This is a genomic window from Staphylococcus sp. GDX8P54P (genome assembly GCF_017893165.1).
In the GTDB taxonomy this organism is placed as follows: domain Bacteria; phylum Bacillota; class Bacilli; order Staphylococcales; family Staphylococcaceae; genus Staphylococcus; species Staphylococcus borealis.
This window is the reverse complement of sequence record NZ_JAESMM010000010.1, coordinates 68446-85182: the sequence shown is the minus strand read 5'-3', so window position 1 is coordinate 85182 and position 16737 is coordinate 68446. Positions and strand designations below refer to the sequence as shown.

Genomic DNA, 16737 nt, shown 5'->3' with positions numbered 1-16737 from the left:
CGTATTCAATATTAATATTTGTAAGGATCGTTATCTTTTTTATCTTTCAATTTGTCCGCTTCTTCACGTACAAAATCTTGATCTTTCTGATTGTGTTGTGATTGTTCAAAATCACTTACATCCTTTTGCGCTTCATCTTGATATCTATCGCTACGAGAACCATATTGCGTATGGTTGTTATGTTGATCTCGGTCATGGTCCACATTGTGTTCAGAATCATGACGCGTATTGACGTAACGATTGTTATCATCACTATGATTTAAATGTTGATGGCTACCATTGTGCACATCCTCATTAGAATGTTGCTGACTATCATGATGCACATCATCATTTGAATAGTGTTCTTTAATTGCGCTTTGTTCTTTAGCTTTATCTTCTTCATCTAAGATAAAGGCATTATTTTTAGCGTTAACTGCTTTATCGTCATGACGGTTATCATAGTCATGGTTACGGTTGTTGTTGTCGTAGTAACCATTGTCATAAGTGTCATTCTTCTTACCTTTTCTTACTAATAACATGATACCTGCTACAATCCAAAGGATAGCACTAATCCAGTTAGACATAATGGCAACTAGCGCTGCAATAATTAATAAGATACCTGCGATTTTAGGTTTCTTACTAATAAGAATACCACCGATGATTGCTAATACTAATGTAATCACGGCACCCCAAGTTAAGAAACTGAAGAAACTACCTAAGGCATCGAAACCTTGGTTCATTTCAGATGCAGAGAGTGTATTACCTTGATTTTGAGAGTCTCTAATCATTTGATCTTTGAAACTATCATTGCTCATTAATGGTTTAAGAACTAAGAACATGATTGCAATTAACGCTTGTAATGCAACCCCTATCCAAGTAAGAATATGTTCTACTGTGCGTTTAATTTTGTTGTTTTGCGTTTGATGCGATGTATAATCGTTTGTTTGATTAGCCATTTTTACGCCTCCTTTTTTTGTTCTATACCCTTGCGTGAACTAGGTTACACTTATTTTCCAAAAAGTATAACAAATTTCTAACGCAAATATTTAATGGTATCGATTAACAATCATGTAGTAAATGCGTGAGGTAATCCAATACATTAAGGCGTAAATCACAACAATCGATATGATGACGCCGACATAACTGGTCACAAACACACCAATGCGGTTCACATTGAGAATGCCTAAAACATTAAATATGATCTTGGAGGCAAAGATCACATGCATCGTTGCCACAATAATCGGTAATGCAAATATCCAGATAATTTGTTTATTAATGGTAGCTTTAATACGCGCTTTATCAATACCCACTTGCTGCATAATTTGATAATTTTTACGATCCTCATAACCTTCTGCAACATTTTTATAATACATCATTAAGAATGTGCCTATGAATAGAATGATAGACACTACCGTTCCAATAAAGATAAGCCCACCATTGATTTCATACAAAGTAGCCGCTACATCTTTTTTATTATCAATATACACATCATAACGTTTCATGAGCGTATGCTTTATGCGATCAAAGTCTGCAGTCTGTTTCGTCATAATATTAAAATGCAGAAACGTATTCTGGACACTATTCGTGCCATGATGATCGTTCTTATCAGCATTAACATAATAATTAGTTAATTGTTGGTATGTCTTATTGTCTGGCGTAATCACTGTTAATGCACCAGGAACTGGATATGAATAATTATGACCATTGATGTGTTTAATCTTGAAGCGATCACCCATCATTGTTGCCGTGCTTAATTTTTTAAAAGGCTGATTTAAACTTTCAAATCCTAACTCGTCTTGTTTCAACTTCACTTTCTGCGTGTTTAGCGTATTATAATCATGCTGCGTCATAATCACGAGATAGGTACCATTAATCGTCAAACTATAATCTTTATTATTACGGTGTTTAAATAGGCCTGGTTGCTGATAATCCACTGCAATGAGTGAGACTGCATTCTTTTTAAAGAAATCAACTTTAGCATGTGCTTTAATATCACGTTCTAAATGACGCACCTTCTCCTGCGTCTTCGGATTATTATGAATATTACCATTGATTGAAACTCTATATTGATCTGAGATAATGACATCCACTTGATTCGATATGCCACGATACGTTGAAATCGTCATACCAACAGTGACAATTAAAAAGGTACATAACATCGTAATGCTCGCGAGTCCAATGGCATTCGAATTCATCCTAGACTGTAAACCTGAAATCGTAAAGAAATATTTCGGATTATAATACAAACTTGGAATGCGCTTTAACCAATCCAACAGTAAAATACCCAACGACAAATATAAACAGTACGTCCCAATCATGACCAATCCAATGGCACCGAACAAATTATATAGCGAGCGCAAGACCATTTGATTAGAAAGGGCAATATGATAACTGTTAAATAACGTAATGATGCCAATAACGAGCAAGCTATACAACACAAATTGTGGTAGTTTTCTTTCAGACCTCTGACGTTGAGAAATTAATTTGATAGGACTTTGGAACATGATTTTCACGTTATTAATGAAGAATAGCAATAACATCACTGCAGCTAGTAAGGCTAATGTAATAAGCATCGCTTTCACATTAAACGGATAATCCATGACTGACATACCCGTTTGATGCATCAGTTTATTCATCAGCATAAAGATTAACACACCAAAGAGATAGCCTCCGATAATACTGATAAGTGCAATGAAGATATATTGATATAACATTTCAATCAGCATAATCAATCGGAAATGTTTCTTCTCCATGCCCAGTATCATATTCATCGCAAGTTCTTGCTGACGACGTTTCATTATGAAGCGGTTCGCATATAAGATAAATATGAACCCCAAGACACTCATAAAGAAATTGCCAATGCCAATAAATATCGGCAATAGCTGACTACGTTGTTGCACATATGTATTCATATTAAGTGACAGTAGAATAAATTCAGCTGCGAACATGATACCCAGTGCGAGTATGAAGGGCATAATGACATGTCGCTGCATTTTGAAATTCTGAGCAATCATCTTCCATAACAAGTGTATGGTCATATTAGTCCCCTCTTTCATTTAAAATGGCCAAACTATCAGCGATACGTTTCTGAAATGCTTGTTGCGATTCCTCTCCTCGATAGATTTCATGATACAAACGGCCATCTTTAATAAACAATACGCGTTGCGCATAAACGGCATCAATGGTTGAATGAGTGACCATGAGTATCGTTTGTGCATGATCATTAATATCTCGAAACAACGTCATAATTTGTTTAGATGTCTTTGAATCGAGCGCACCCGTTGGCTCATCTGCAAGTAATAAATCCGGTTCATTGATTAAGGCACGACCAATCGCAATACGTTGTTGTTCACCACCCGAAATTTGATACGGATATTTATTAAGCAATGTCTCAACACCTAGCTTTGCGCTCAACGATTTAATCCGCTCCGCCATCACTTTATGCGAACGATTCGCAAGAACGAGGGGCATTAACATATTATCTTGATTGGTCATCGTTGGCAGCACGTTGAAATCTTGAAAGACGAAACCAAGGTTATCACGACGGAAATGTGCAATTTGTTTATTACGTAACTTGCGAATATCTTGATTATTAATTGTGATCTGACCCTCAGACACTTTATCAAACGTGGCAATTAAGTTTAGTAACGTAGATTTACCTGAACCCGATTCACCCATAATCGCTACAAACTCACCCTTATTAACGGTGAACGAAATGCCATTGAGCGCTGTCGTCGCATTCAGTCCTCTACCAAACGTTTTCTTTACATTCTTAACGTCTAATAACATCGTCGTACCCTCACTTTCTTAAAAGTTCTGTTATCTAAAGTAGTCTTATTCAAGATGGCATCCTATACATTGTGCTAAGACTACTTCAAGTGCTTGATTGTTATCTCTATCATAAAACAAAAAAAGACCAACAACATTGATAATTTCTTACAAATGTTGTTGGCTAGCTTACAATATTGAAAGTTTAATTATTTTTCGGGAAATAAATACTAAATGCGGTACCTTGATTAAGTTCAGACTGAACATCTACGTGATGATGTAAATGTCGCGCTATATGTTTAACGATAAACAAGCCGATACCAGATGATTTGTCATTCAACCGACCGTTATAACCTGAATAGCCCTTATCAAAGATCTTCGGTAAGTCCGCTCGACTAATGCCGATACCATTATCACGAATGGTCAAGACGCGCTGTTGTTGATCAAACGTAATCCAAATATCCTTACCTCGAGCATACTTCAACGCATTATTTAATAGTTGTTCAATCATGATTGAACACCATTGTGCATCCGTAAGCACCTCATCTTCGCACCGTTCATAATGAATCTTAGTCTTCTGGTCAATAAATTGAATCGAATATTTCATAATTAATGGCCGCACTAAATCATTAATGGATACCTTTGAAAAGGACATGTCCGTTTCCTGGTTCATTAGTTTCAAATAACTTAAGGCTAAGCTTGTATAATTATCAATTTGAATAATTTCTTGGCGTACACGATTGACCACATTCTCTTCGTTGCGTTCTAATAATAATTTAGATGCTGTAATAGGCGTCTTCATCTGATGCACCCAAGTTAAGAAGTAGTTCTCCACACTCTCTTGATACGCAGTTTGATTACTCTTAACGTGTTGCAGTTCATATTCAAGATCATGAATCAAATCTTCCTTCTTAATTTCCGCTTTAAAGCCACTTAACTGTACTAACCAGTAGATAACCATGATAAACAGTATAATTCCTGCACCCAATACATAGGCACTCAGTGGCAAATTAAAGAGAAAGAAGATAAGTAAAAACAATAGCAGAAACATCACGACAATAATGATTTCATTTAAAATCGATTTTAAAAATGCTTTCACCATCATTACGACACCTTATATCCAACATTCTTCTTCGTTTCAATTAAATCTACAATACCGATTGATTGTAATTTCTTACGTAAACGCGTCATATTCACTGCTAACGTATTGTCATCGATAAAATTCTCAGATTCCCAACACTTTTCAATTAAAGCTGTACGACTGACATACTTACCTTCATTACGAAACAGCATATTCAAAATTTGTAATTCGGTAAAGGATAATTGAACGGATTCATCATTATGGTAAAGCGTTGCTTCGTCCACAACAAGCTTGCAATCTTTAACCGTAACTTCATTATTAGAGACTGCTAAATCATACGTTCTACGTAGTAATGCTTGAATCTTAGTCACAGTCAATGATAGATTAAATGGTTTCTCGATAAAATCATCGCCACCCATTTGGATTGCCATAATTTGATCCATATTATCCGTTCTTGAACTAATAAACATGATTGGCACATTAGATGTCTTACGAATTTCTTGACACCAATGATAACCATTATATGTTGGTAAATTGATATCGAGCAACACAAGTTGTGGTTGATGTGTTTGAAACTCGTCAAGAATATTATCAAATTGTTTGGCCACAATGACATCGTAATGCCACTGCGCTAACGCTTGCTCTAAACTTTCCGCAATGACAAAGTCATCTTCCACGATTAATACTTTCATATTGCTCACCTTTCATTACACGTTTAATTTTATGCTTTATCATTATCATCATAGTCAGGATTTGAAATTTTGTTCTTTTCCTTTTCTAATTCTACATCTTTATGTTCAGTTCGCTTTTTACGCTTACGTTCTTCCATGATTGATAATGCGATAAATCCAATGATAAGTAGTGGTGATAACATAATTAATATCATCGATTGAACACCTCTATTTCTTATATTCGATAGCTACATCGTCTTCGTCTTCATTTTACAACTTTACTTATAAAATGAACATCATAAAACAGAAGCGATACCAAAATCATGACGATTTCAACGTACCGCTTCTTATACTATAACGTCTAATTATTTATGCCGATGAACATCCATTATTACTTTTTATTTAAGATGTACGTTCTAATATCCTCAATAGAAACACTATTGTATATTTGCGTTTTAGTTTCTCCTATCTTAGCCACTTTCATCATACTTCCACCATAACGCTTTGGTGAATACTGCTTCCAATAATCTAATTGTTCAAATAGTTCTTGCAATGTTGCCATATGTTTTACCACCTTTTCATAAATTTGGGTAAATAAAATAGCCCTCCTTAAATAAGAAGCGCTCACGGACATCTTCTTATCTTTCAGGAATCCCTGTTGGATTTAGCACCTCACGTCAAACGCAGTTGCTGGAGCTTCATAGGGCCAATTCCCTCCACTCACTCTTAATAAGACAAACTATTTTATTTATATGTATTATAGCTTATTAATGAACAATGTAAAAGTATAAAGCTTGCAATATTTGATAAAACTAAATATAAAATAAATTCTATACATTAATAATTGTTTACAATTACTTAACTTAAAAATAACTTTATACTAACTGAAAATCAAATAAAATTTCTTAATATAAAGAGTGTAACAACTACACACTATACATATTAGGGGGCTTTTTTTAAAATGAGTTTCATCAACAAATTTGGTAAGACAACGCTAGCGAGTTCAATCTTAGCTGCATCCGTGTTAGGGACGACACACGTGTCATTTGCATCAGGTTCTGGTGAAGGTAATCAAGGCCAACAAGGACAAGATGAAGATTACATGGCAATAGGTAATACGAAGAATCCTAAAAACGTTATCTTCATGGTCGGCGATGGTATGGGTAAATCACACACTTCTGCATACCGTCACTTTGCAGATAATCCTGATACTAAAGAAGTTGAAAAAACATCATTCGACAAATACTTAACAGGTGCACACCAAACACATAACGATGATGAAAAAGAAAACATCACAGACTCAGCAGCTGCCGGTACAGCATTAAGTACTGGACATAAATCATATAACGGTGCAATCGGTGTAGACACAAACAAAAACAAATTAAAAACCGTGTTAGAACAAGCTAAAGAAAACGGCAAAGCAACTGGCTTAGTGTCAACAGCTGAAATTACTGATGCAACACCTGCCGTTTATGCCGCACACGTTGACGATCGCGGTAAGAAAGATGAAATCGCACAACAATTCTATAATGATAAAATCAATGGTCAACATAAAGTCGACGTCTTATTAGGTGGCGGCGCTAAATACTTCGGTAAAGACAATGGTAACCTAACAGATAAATTCCAAAAAGACGGTTATGATTACGTTACAAACAAAGATGAACTTGCAAATTCACAAAGTGATCAAGTCTTAGGTTTATTCTCTGAAAAAGATATGCCATTACAAATTGACGCATCAGCTGATGAACCAAAATTAGCTGATATGCAAGACGCAGCATTAGACAAATTAGAGAAAAATGAAAATGGATTCTTCTTAATGGTTGAAGGTGCATCAATCGATAAAGCCGCACATCCAAACGATATCACAGGCGTTATGTCCGAAATGTCGAGCTTCGATCAATCATTCCAAAAAGCAATGGAATACGCTGAAAACCATAAAGATACATTAGTCGTTGCAACAGCCGACCATGCTACTGGTGGTTTATCAATGGGCTCAGGCGATGAATATGTATGGAAACCTGAAGCCATTCGTAATATGAAACATTCTGGTTCATACATGACGAAGCAAATTGTAGACGGTAAAGACCCTGAAAAAGTAATCAACGAAGGCTACGGCATTGAATTCCCTTCTAAACAAATGGATAAAGTGAAAGATGCGACTAAAGCACTTAAAGACGCACAAGACAAAGCGAAAAGCGACGACGATGAAAACGTAGCAAAAGCAACAACGACATTACAAGACGCGATTCAAAAACCAATCAACGAAGCATCACATACAGGTTGGACAACTTACGGCCATACCGGTGAAGATGTAGACATTTATGCACAAGGTCCAGGTTCAGAAAAATTCCGTGGCAATATCGATAATACAGACAACGCTAAAAACATCTTTGATTTCTTTAGCGATGATGTCACTTCAAATCAAAATTAATAAGAAATAAACATGATCACTTAGTTGAAAAGTAGTTATTTGTCTTTTGTATGATATGTATCTGAAAATATATGAAGTGATCATAGTGATTAAAAAAGCACTTTGCCAATGATTAAAGTCATCGACAAAGTGCTTTCATTTAATTAAGATTTAAGTTTTCTTTTAATTTCTGTTTTACTTCATTTAAGCTATTTTTATCAGGATAGAAGTAATACAAATTGTCATCGCCAAGCGCATTTTGACCATTGATTGTTAAACGTTCAACATTGTCTTGTGCTTTGTCATAATCAGATTTGAAGCGATTTAACTGCACGAAACTTAAGTCCGTTTTCAAGTTATCTTGAGCAGCTTTAAAAATACCATTCAATTTTGTTACTGAATTAACAGAGAATGCTTCTCTTGCAACTGCAGTAATCACTTGTTGTTGACGTAATTGACGACCTTCATCTCCGCCAGCACCTTCTTCCTTACGACTACGCATGTATGCTAAGGCTTCTTTACCGTCCATTTTGTACGATTGTCCCTGTTTAAAACTATAAGTTCCATTTGTTGTATTAGTAGTAAAGCTAGCATTACTAGTTACAGTAACACCACCAAGTTCATCTACAACTGTTGTTACACCATCCATATCAATAGAAATATAATGATCAACTGGTACATCCATCAAGTTTTCTAATGAATTAACAGCCATTTTAGGACCGCCGTATGCATAAGCATGATTTATTTTTTCAGTAGTTCCATGACCTACAATTTTAGCACGTGTATCACGGGGCACACTTACCATCACAGTTTTTTTATCTTTAGGATTAATAGACATTAGTACAATTGAATCGCTACGCTGACCCATACTCTGCTGCTCTCTTTGAGAATCATCATCAATCCCGTATAAAACAACCGTCATAGGATCTCCATCTTTAGTAGGCTTATCTCTAAGTTCTGATTTATCCCTACCTAGAGGAGTAGTAATATTATCACTAAGAGAATGTATCTTAGTGAATATATATATTCCAGCAACTATAGCTAGGATAAGTAATACGATGAAAATAGTTAAAAGAATTTTAAATAACTTTGATTTTCTTTTTTTCATTCTATATCTCCTATTATATTTTCAACTATATATACTCAAAAAGCACCTCAATTTAAGCTGATTTAATTTTCAACTTCTGAGATGCAATTTGAATAATTATTAGACATCAACTTTAAATGATTCTGGCTTTTCTCCTCGGATACCAAAATAATATTCTATATTTTCACAAATACGTCTTGAAGCTTCGCCATCACCGTAAGGGTTACTAGCTTTACTCATTTTCACATATTCATCATGATCATCTAATAGTGTTTTCGTTTCATTAAATATTGATTCGTATGTTGTACCTACTACTTTTAATGTACCTGCACTTACACCTTCAGGTCTCTCCGTTGTATCTCTTAAAACTAATACTGGTTTACCTAAAGATGGTGCTTCTTCTTGTACACCACCTGAATCCGTAAGAATTAAATGAGATTGATTTGCAAAGTTATGGAAATCTATTACATCGAGTGGCTCAATCAATTCTATTCTCTGATTATTCTCCAAGTACTGATTAGCAATTTCTCTTACTTTTGGATTTTTGTGCATTGGGTAAATAACTACTATATCTTCATACTCATCCACTATTTGTTTAACTGCTTTAAAAATATTGTGCATCGGTTCTCCAATGTTTTCTCTTCTATGCGCAGTTAACAAAATGATTTTTTTATCTTTGTGTCTTTCAAGTATTTTAGAATGGTAGTCTTCTTTTATTGTTGTTTTCATAGCATCAATCGCCGTATTTCCTGTTATTGCAATACTATTCTCTGATTTATTTTCTTCTCTTAAATTATCTGCGGCTTTATCAGTTGGCGCAAAATTTAAATCGGCCATATTTCCAACCATAACTCGATTCATTTCTTCAGGGAATGGAGAATATTTATTCCAAGTTCTTAGCCCTGCTTCAACATGTCCAATTGGTGTTTGATTATAAAAAGCAGTAAGACCACCTACAAACGTAGACGTTGTATCACCATGAACAAGTACCATATCTGGTTGTTCTTCTTTTATAACTGCATCTAATTTTGTTGTAATTCTAGAAGTAAGTTCCGCTAGAGTTTGATTTGCTTTCATAATATTTAAATCATGATCTGGTTTTACATTAAATATATTTAGAACACTGTCAAGCATCTCTCTATGTTGTGCCGTAATGACAACTACGGGTTCTAAATGTGCATTCTTCTGTAGCTCTTTAACTAAAGGTGCCATCTTTATTGCTTCGGGACGAGTACCAAAAATAGTCATTATTTTCTTCATTTTTATACCCCTTATTAATTGAATATGATTAATGCCAATTTACTTATTTCTCTAACTCAATATCCTTTGTTTTATAAAGATTACCGTAGTTAAAGTAAGATACTTCATCAAATTCAGATTTAACAATATTCTTTGTATCAAAAATGATTTTATTTTTCATATTTTCAAAATCACTGTCATCAAATGTTTTAAATTCTGAATGATCGCTAAGTATTAAAACAAGTGATGCATTATCTGTAGCCTTTTTAATATCTTTTTCTACAAAATCTAATTCTACATGCGGATCATAAGCTGTTACTTCTAATTGCTCATCTTGTAGTAATTTATAAATATCAAATGCTGGTGATTCACGTATATCATCTACATCACCTTTATAAGTTAATCCAAATACAGCTACTTTAGCATTTTCAACATCAGATAAAATACGTTTTACATTTTTAACAACATATTCTGGCATTGAACGATTTACTTTACGCCCAGTTTGAATCAACGGTGAATGTTCTGGATCTTTAGCAATAATGAAATAAGGATCTACTGCTAAACAATGCCCTCCAACTCCAGGTCCTGGTGAATGAATGTTTACACGTGGATGCTTATTTGCCATTTCGATAACGTCTAATACATTGATGTTCAAGTTATTACTAATTTTAGTAATTTCATTAGCTAGTGCAATGTTTAAGTCACGGTACGTATTTTCCATTAGTTTACTCATTTCAGCAGTACGTGCATTAGTTTCTATCATTTCCCCTTTCACAAAAGTGCTATATACACGTTTACCAGCTTCAACACAATTAGATGTTACACCACCAATAATTCGGTTGTTATATACTAATTCTTCTAATATTTTCCCAGGTAATACACGTTCTGGACAGTGTACTAAATAGATATCTTCCCCAATAGTGAACCCTTTTTCTTCGATTAAAGGTTTAACATGATCGTCCATAGTTCGTGGAGCGATTGTAGATTCCACTATAATCGTATTACCTTTTTTCAAATATGGTAATACACTATTTACAGCACTTAATACGATAGAAATATCGCATGATTCATATTCATCATCATTATTAGGTGTTGGAACTGAAATAATGAATGCATCTGCTTCAGCAGGTGATGTAGATACTTTTAATTTTCCTTGTTCTAGTACTTCTTCAAAAACTTCTTGCAAACCCGGTTCTTCAATATTTACTTTACCATTTTGTAAACTATCAATTGTTTTTTGATTAATATCTACACCTAATACATCTACACCGTGTTTAGCAAACATAATTGACGTTGGTAACCCAATATAACCTAATCCTACTACTGTTAATTTCAATGTAATACCCTCCATTAAATGCATTTTTTATATGTTATTTTCATTTAAATATTTCTAAAAGTATTATCTATCATTCATGATGTCATTAATTATTGTTTTAAAATCTTGTTGCTCTGTCTCTAATTTAGTTTCGTATAAATATAAATCATTTCCATATATTAAATTCCCGTAAAGTTTTGAAATTATTTTCACTTTACTTAAATATGGATAAATAAATTTTGGTATTGGGAACAATATTGTTTTTTTCTTTAGAGAATTACGAATTTCTGTAATTACTTCAGTTGTATCAAAATTGAAGCTATCTTTAGGATGGTATATACCTTGGTAATCTCTATCAATAAGCTGTTTGATATAACTTTCTAAATGCTTGATATATAGCGCACTTCTCTTATTATTAATCTTTGGTATAACTGGTAATATCTTAGCCACATTTTTCAATCGAGAAAAATTACCTGGTGAATTTTCCCCATAAATCATTGGTGGACGTACAATCACTATCTTAAAATCTTCATCATTCATTTTTAGTAGTTTTTCTTCAGCTTTCGCTTTGGAAATACCATAATTTGTAATAGGATGGATGTCTGATGGATTTTTAATTTCATCAATATATTCCATTTCTCCATCTTTACCATAAACTGCCATGGTACTCATAAAAATAAACTGATGAACACCATCTTCTTTAGCCTTTTTAGCTAATTCAATTGGTAAGTGTGTATTCACTTTGAAATAATCTTCAAGTTTTGCGCTTGGATCATTATTATGTACAAGCGCCGCTGTGTGGATTATTGTATCTACAGAACTAAATGATAGATTTTTCCAAAGGGAATTTCTTACGCTTAATCTTTGTATTGTATTCCCATTTCGTTCTAAACTTTCTGCTAAATGGCTTCCAACGTAACCATTCGTTCCAGTAATTATAATGTTTTTATTCATTAGTGTGACACACCTTCTGAAGAAATCGTATTAATGACTGTTTTATAGATAATGTACATATCTAATTTAAACGATTGGTTTTCTAAATAATATTTGTCATACATTACTTTTTGATCATCAGTGTTATTGTCTCTACCCATAACTTGCGCTAAACCTGTTACACCCGGTCTTATCGTATGCACATTTACCTTTGTTCTTTTTTCAATCAATTCATATTGATTATAAAGTGCCGGTCTAGGACCTACAATTGACATGTCACCTTTTAAAACGTTAATTAATTGAGGTAACTCATCAATTGATGTTTTTCTAATAATTTTTCCAGTTTTAGTTATAAAATCAGCTGGGTCCATTAAATCAGTTGCTACATTTGGTGTATCCATCTTCATTGATCTGAATTTATAAATATTGAATAACTTATTATTTAATGTAGGTCGCTTCTGTTTAAATATCGCTGGTCCAGGTGATTCTAATTTAATTAATAAACTTACAATTAATAGAAAAGGCCCAGCTACAATGAGTCCATAAACTGCACAAAAAATGTCGAAAGCTCTTTTCATATTAATGACCTCCATTCAATAGTTCATAGTATTTTTCAGTATTACGTGCTCTTGTATATTTATCTTTAAATAATTGATAAGCATTTTGTCCTAGTTTTTGTAAATTTTCTTTTGAATGATTATCTACAAAATTTTGAATCTCTAAAGCAGCTCCATTATTAATTTGAATACCTGCGTTATACTCTTCAACATGTTTTACTATGTCGGATTGTTTATCCATTATTAAAATAAGCGGTTTCTTATTCGCTAAGTACCCATAATTTTTACTTGGAACTCCTAGTCCTACACCTTCTTGAATTAGTGAAGCGAAACATGCATCAGCTATTTTTAATACATCTGTATAATCAGTTCCAGTTAAAAATTCATAAATTTTAACATTAGGAATGTTAAAGTTCTCAATTGTTTGTTTCACATTTTGATATTTCTTACCATGTCCACATAATATTGTTAAAGTCTTATTATTTTCCTTATTCAATTTGAGGAAATCAATAATTGTATCCATGTCTTGTAATTGCCCCATATTTCCGCTATATAATAATATCTTGTCATATTGTTCTCTTAATTTGCGAAACTCAGGATTATATACTTTGTCGTCTTCTGATTCAGTATACCAATTTGGAATAACATAAATATTTCCTGGGTTGCCTGAAATTTCATTTTGTAGTAAATAATTTTTCATTTCAGTCCCCAAAACAATAACATTTTCAGCACTTCTATAAACTCGCTTATTAATAAATTTCATTAACCTATCAATAATACTACCAGGGTTTGTTGCACCTGTTTTCAATGCATTATCGGGAGCTATGTCATATACCACAAATGAATACTTTTTCTTAAATAACCGGTGTAAAACATCTGGTATTAAAGGTAATATTGGTGGATTAGAGTAAACTAATATATGATCGTACTTCAACATTTTTGGCATTTTAAATATAAACATTAAGAATAAAGAAAAGAAGTTACAAATACGCCCTATCTTAGATTTATTATTGAATTTTGTATATTTTAATCTTTGTATATTGATTCCTTTATATGTTGTCTTTTTTTGAACAATTTTTTCATTGCTATATTCATAAGGCCAACCACTGATAACGTCTACCTTCATTCCCCTATTCACTAAATCTTCAGCCATTTGAGTAGGCAAAGTGGCTGAAGATACATATTCAGGATAAAAATATTGACAAAGTATTAATAATTTTTTATTTTTCATACTTTCACCTAATTTATTTTTATTTTAAACTTAGAAATCCACATCATAAATGCTAATGGAATAAATAAATAGCAAGCTTCTTGAATATTAGTGGCTGTATCTCCTCTTATTGATCCCATAATTAATTGGATAGAAATTAACGTTATTAATATCAATCTAATACTGTAAATACCCTTTTCATTATTTCTAAGACTTATACTATACTGATCAGCTAATCCACATAAAACTCCAAATATTACGCTAGCTAAAACTATTCCAAATACTCCTAAATACACATATGCTTCACCTACGAATCCAGGTGGAATCGACATTCCTTCATTGAATGGCAAATTTAGTTGCTTTACGATTTCTTCAGATAACGCTCCAGGTTTATCTGGCCATATGCTTCTAGGTATAAATATTAAAATTGGTTTCAATAAAGTTAATAAGCTTATTTGCACATGATAATTTGTAACAATATTGGCCATTGAGTACGAATAATTTACATCTGTACCTAGAACTAAATAATCAAGGTATTTATGAAAGTCTCCAAATAAAATATCTTTAAAGTTAATAAATCCATTTTTTATTCCAAAAGTTCTAATACTCATCATCAAAGGCAAAATAACAAGGATTGTTGAAAGAGCGATAGTTAATAATTTAGTTAAACTAGGTATTTTCCCTCTCTTATATATGTATAATACTATTATTGCTATAGTTGGATATAAAAGGATTCGTCTTCCAAATATAAAAATAGCTACAAGAATTAAACTAATTAAAACAAAAATTATTCCTTTGTACATATCTTTTTTATTTTGAGTATTATAAAAATATAGATAGGAAAGATATAAATAACCCATTAAAACAGAGCCTTGTAACATTTTCACTATGGAATTACTTTCAAGTGTCGATGTTGAACCGCTTGAAATGATGTTAAGTCCTGTTAATAGAATGACTAAAATTGTAGCAACTATATAAACTGGATATATTTTTTTGATATTATAATTTTTTAGTAAAGTAAAATTTTGGGGTCTAAAATTAAATTTTATATTTTGCGTTATAAAGTTTGCTATTACAAATATCATTAAAGCTAAAAAGTATAATTTATTTACATAGCTAAAACTATCTCTATCAACAAAAATATTAAAATTAAATGGTTTGTCAACTATAACAGGGAGTAAAAAGCTCACACTGAATGTTGCAACAAAAAACAGACTGATAAATTTAAAATTAGATCGAAACAAAAACAGTCCATATAATAATGCAATTAGAGTAAATAAAAATATAATCATTAAGTTCACCCTTCACTTGAAATTACTTTTAAAACTCTATTATATACAGCAAAGTGTTTAAATATTGCCGCAATAATTAGCGCTATAGCATAACCATATATGTTAAAAATTTTAGTTAACATTAAACTTAATAGAAATATAATAATCAATGTAACTATGTTAATTATTAAATTTTGTTTAAATAAACTATTAGCTACTAATTTCAATTGTAAAATAGCTGAGCTTGACATCAGAATTACTCCCAAGTTAGCCAAAAATATTATCCCCTTAACTTGATTTAAATATCCATTGTAGAAAATGAATATGAAAATCCATGAAATTATTGAGATTATGATTGAAATAACTACTGAAACTAAAATAATAAGCTTAAAAGTTTTCCCCAATCTTGCACTATCATCATTATGATCATTATCAACTTCGTAACTTAGTAAAACAGTGACAATTGGATTTATTAACATATTTGAAACTTTACCTATAGTGGTAGCTATAAAAAATAGTGGAACATACAATGTTCCTATAAATAGACCAATCAATATTCTATCAGAATAATTTATTAAATTTAAAACTGAATTAGCACAGATAAGCTCGACATAACTTTTAAATTCTTTTACACTAAGCCATCTAAGTTTCATGTCGTAAAATTTATCTTTATAATCAAAAATCATTAATATAGACATTACAAATTCACTGATGAATAAAACTATGAAAATCGATAGTTCTGAGTAATACATCAAAATTCCACCAATTAGCATGACAATACTCGCCATAATACTTATATTTAGTAAGGATTTAAATCGAAAATCAATTCTATAATAAACAAATAGATAACTTCTGATTAATAGCATGCCGGCCCATAAACTAGCATAAATTGAATTAATATGTGAAAATTGTTGTTTCCAAGAATAAATAAATGTAATTATTATAGATAGTATTACTCCTAATATAATGGTAAATATATATCTACTTTCTACTAAATTCACATTATTTTTATTAATTAATCTGATATTGTTAAGAGAGTTCCCTAAAATTGGAGAAATAATATTTACTAATGTAAGTACTAAGATAAACTCCCCAAATTCTTTTGATGAGTGCATTTTTGAAAACAAAGGTATTAAAAATAATTGCATCAATACCATCAATAAAACATTTGACATAATACTATATATAAAATCTTTAGATTTGCTCATTTTGTCAC

Annotated in this window: 16 protein-coding genes and 1 riboswitch; of the genes, 1 reads left to right on the top strand and 15 read right to left on the bottom strand. The window is 32.2% G+C overall.

Going from position 1 to position 16737, the window contains the following annotated elements; genetic code table 11:
• Positions 1 to 11: 11 nt before the first annotated feature.
• The 7 genes from KA909_RS04565 to KA909_RS04535 all read right to left on the bottom strand — a co-directional run bounded on the left by KA909_RS04565 (position 12) and on the right by KA909_RS04535 (position 6061).
• On the bottom strand, positions 12 to 935 hold the full coding sequence (locus KA909_RS04565; protein WP_193838879.1) for a DUF4064 domain-containing protein: 924 nt from the start codon (positions 933 to 935) through the stop codon (positions 12 to 14).
• 90 nt (positions 936 to 1025) lie between these two features.
• On the bottom strand, positions 1026 to 3017 hold the full coding sequence (locus KA909_RS04560; protein ID WP_193838878.1) for an FtsX-like permease family protein: 1992 nt from the start codon (positions 3015 to 3017) through the stop codon (positions 1026 to 1028).
• Between the two features lies 1 nt (position 3018).
• Entirely contained in the window at positions 3019 to 3768 is a 750-nt protein-coding gene (locus tag KA909_RS04555) for an ABC transporter ATP-binding protein (RefSeq protein ID WP_210129995.1), read from the bottom strand.
• Between the two features lie 184 nt (positions 3769 to 3952).
• Complete coding sequence (locus tag KA909_RS04550; protein WP_193838877.1) at positions 3953 to 4849, bottom strand: sensor histidine kinase; 897 nt, start codon at positions 4847 to 4849, stop codon at positions 3953 to 3955.
• A 2-nt stretch (positions 4850 to 4851) separates the two neighbouring features.
• Positions 4852 to 5520, bottom strand: a complete 669-nt coding sequence (locus tag KA909_RS04545) for a response regulator transcription factor (RefSeq protein ID WP_070855216.1) — start codon at positions 5518 to 5520, stop codon at positions 4852 to 4854.
• A 29-nt stretch (positions 5521 to 5549) separates the two neighbouring features.
• Positions 5550 to 5714, bottom strand: coding sequence for a hypothetical protein (locus KA909_RS04540; RefSeq protein WP_178377493.1), 165 nt, complete (start codon positions 5712 to 5714; stop codon positions 5550 to 5552).
• A 176-nt stretch (positions 5715 to 5890) separates the two neighbouring features.
• Positions 5891 to 6061: a hypothetical protein gene (locus KA909_RS04535; RefSeq protein WP_178377494.1), complete on the bottom strand. Its 171-nt coding sequence runs from the start codon at positions 6059 to 6061 to the stop codon at positions 5891 to 5893.
• A 73-nt stretch (positions 6062 to 6134) separates the two neighbouring features.
• Positions 6135 to 6235: riboswitch (SAM riboswitch) on the bottom strand.
• A 225-nt stretch (positions 6236 to 6460) separates the two neighbouring features.
• Here KA909_RS04535 and KA909_RS04530 point away from each other — a divergent pair.
• Complete coding sequence (locus KA909_RS04530; RefSeq protein WP_193838876.1) at positions 6461 to 7930, top strand: alkaline phosphatase; 1470 nt, start codon at positions 6461 to 6463, stop codon at positions 7928 to 7930.
• A gap of 139 nt (positions 7931 to 8069) precedes the next feature.
• Here the strand turns inward: KA909_RS04530 and KA909_RS04525 are convergent, their stop codons facing one another.
• The 8 genes from KA909_RS04525 to KA909_RS04490 all read right to left on the bottom strand — a co-directional run bounded on the left by KA909_RS04525 (position 8070) and on the right by KA909_RS04490 (position 16729).
• Positions 8070 to 9017 (bottom strand): LCP family glycopolymer transferase, encoded by a 948-nt coding sequence (locus KA909_RS04525; protein WP_193838875.1) that lies wholly within the window; start codon positions 9015 to 9017, stop codon positions 8070 to 8072.
• A 99-nt stretch (positions 9018 to 9116) separates the two neighbouring features.
• Positions 9117 to 10256 (bottom strand): non-hydrolyzing UDP-N-acetylglucosamine 2-epimerase, encoded by a 1140-nt coding sequence (gene wecB / locus KA909_RS04520; RefSeq protein ID WP_193838874.1) that lies wholly within the window; start codon positions 10254 to 10256, stop codon positions 9117 to 9119.
• A 43-nt stretch (positions 10257 to 10299) separates the two neighbouring features.
• Complete coding sequence (locus KA909_RS04515; protein WP_193838873.1) at positions 10300 to 11571, bottom strand: nucleotide sugar dehydrogenase; 1272 nt, start codon at positions 11569 to 11571, stop codon at positions 10300 to 10302.
• Positions 11572 to 11634: 63 nt separating this feature from the next.
• Positions 11635 to 12504 carry an NAD-dependent epimerase/dehydratase family protein gene (locus KA909_RS04510; protein WP_193838872.1) on the bottom strand — a complete coding sequence of 290 codons (870 nt, stop codon included), beginning with the start codon at positions 12502 to 12504 and terminating at the stop codon, positions 11635 to 11637.
• Entirely contained in the window at positions 12504 to 13061 is a 558-nt protein-coding gene (locus KA909_RS04505) for a sugar transferase (protein WP_193838871.1), read from the bottom strand. The genes KA909_RS04510 and KA909_RS04505 overlap by 1 nt, the downstream gene beginning before the upstream one ends.
• Position 13062: 1 nt before the next feature.
• Positions 13063 to 14271, bottom strand: coding sequence for a glycosyltransferase family 4 protein (locus KA909_RS04500; RefSeq protein ID WP_193838870.1), 1209 nt, complete (start codon positions 14269 to 14271; stop codon positions 13063 to 13065).
• Between the two features lie 8 nt (positions 14272 to 14279).
• Positions 14280 to 15542: an O-antigen polymerase gene (locus KA909_RS04495; protein WP_210129994.1), complete on the bottom strand. Its 1263-nt coding sequence runs from the start codon at positions 15540 to 15542 to the stop codon at positions 14280 to 14282.
• 5 nt (positions 15543 to 15547) lie between these two features.
• Positions 15548 to 16729 (bottom strand): polysaccharide biosynthesis protein, encoded by a 1182-nt coding sequence (locus KA909_RS04490; RefSeq protein WP_193838868.1) that lies wholly within the window; start codon positions 16727 to 16729, stop codon positions 15548 to 15550.
• Positions 16730 to 16737 lie beyond the last annotated feature (8 nt).

What these genes read in the sequence shown, in the direction of transcription:
- KA909_RS04565 (WP_193838879.1), bottom strand. Translation starts at nt 935, where the DNA reads ATGGCTAATCAAACAAACGATTATACATCGCATCAAACGCAAAACAAC.
- KA909_RS04560 (WP_193838878.1), bottom strand. Translation starts at nt 3,017, where the DNA reads ATGACCATACACTTGTTATGGAAGATGATTGCTCAGAATTTCAAAATG.
- KA909_RS04555 (WP_210129995.1), bottom strand. Translation starts at nt 3,768, where the DNA reads ATGTTATTAGACGTTAAGAATGTAAAGAAAACGTTTGGTAGAGGACTG.
- KA909_RS04550 (WP_193838877.1), bottom strand. Translation starts at nt 4,849, where the DNA reads ATGGTGAAAGCATTTTTAAAATCGATTTTAAATGAAATCATTATTGTC.
- KA909_RS04545 (WP_070855216.1), bottom strand. Translation starts at nt 5,520, where the DNA reads ATGAAAGTATTAATCGTGGAAGATGACTTTGTCATTGCGGAAAGTTTA.
- KA909_RS04540 (WP_178377493.1), bottom strand. Translation starts at nt 5,714, where the DNA reads ATGATATTAATTATGTTATCACCACTACTTATCATTGGATTTATCGCA.
- KA909_RS04535 (WP_178377494.1), bottom strand. Translation starts at nt 6,061, where the DNA reads ATGGCAACATTGCAAGAACTATTTGAACAATTAGATTATTGGAAGCAG.
- KA909_RS04530 (WP_193838876.1), top strand. Translation starts at nt 6,461, where the DNA reads ATGAGTTTCATCAACAAATTTGGTAAGACAACGCTAGCGAGTTCAATC.
- KA909_RS04525 (WP_193838875.1), bottom strand. Translation starts at nt 9,017, where the DNA reads ATGAAAAAAAGAAAATCAAAGTTATTTAAAATTCTTTTAACTATTTTC.
- wecB (WP_193838874.1), bottom strand. Translation starts at nt 10,256, where the DNA reads ATGAAGAAAATAATGACTATTTTTGGTACTCGTCCCGAAGCAATAAAG.
- KA909_RS04510 (WP_193838872.1), bottom strand. Translation starts at nt 12,504, where the DNA reads ATGAATAAAAACATTATAATTACTGGAACGAATGGTTACGTTGGAAGC.
- KA909_RS04505 (WP_193838871.1), bottom strand. Translation starts at nt 13,061, where the DNA reads ATGAAAAGAGCTTTCGACATTTTTTGTGCAGTTTATGGACTCATTGTA.
- KA909_RS04500 (WP_193838870.1), bottom strand. Translation starts at nt 14,271, where the DNA reads ATGAAAAATAAAAAATTATTAATACTTTGTCAATATTTTTATCCTGAA.
- KA909_RS04495 (WP_210129994.1), bottom strand. Translation starts at nt 15,542, where the DNA reads ATGATTATATTTTTATTTACTCTAATTGCATTATTATATGGACTGTTT.
- KA909_RS04490 (WP_193838868.1), bottom strand. Translation starts at nt 16,729, where the DNA reads ATGAGCAAATCTAAAGATTTTATATATAGTATTATGTCAAATGTTTTA.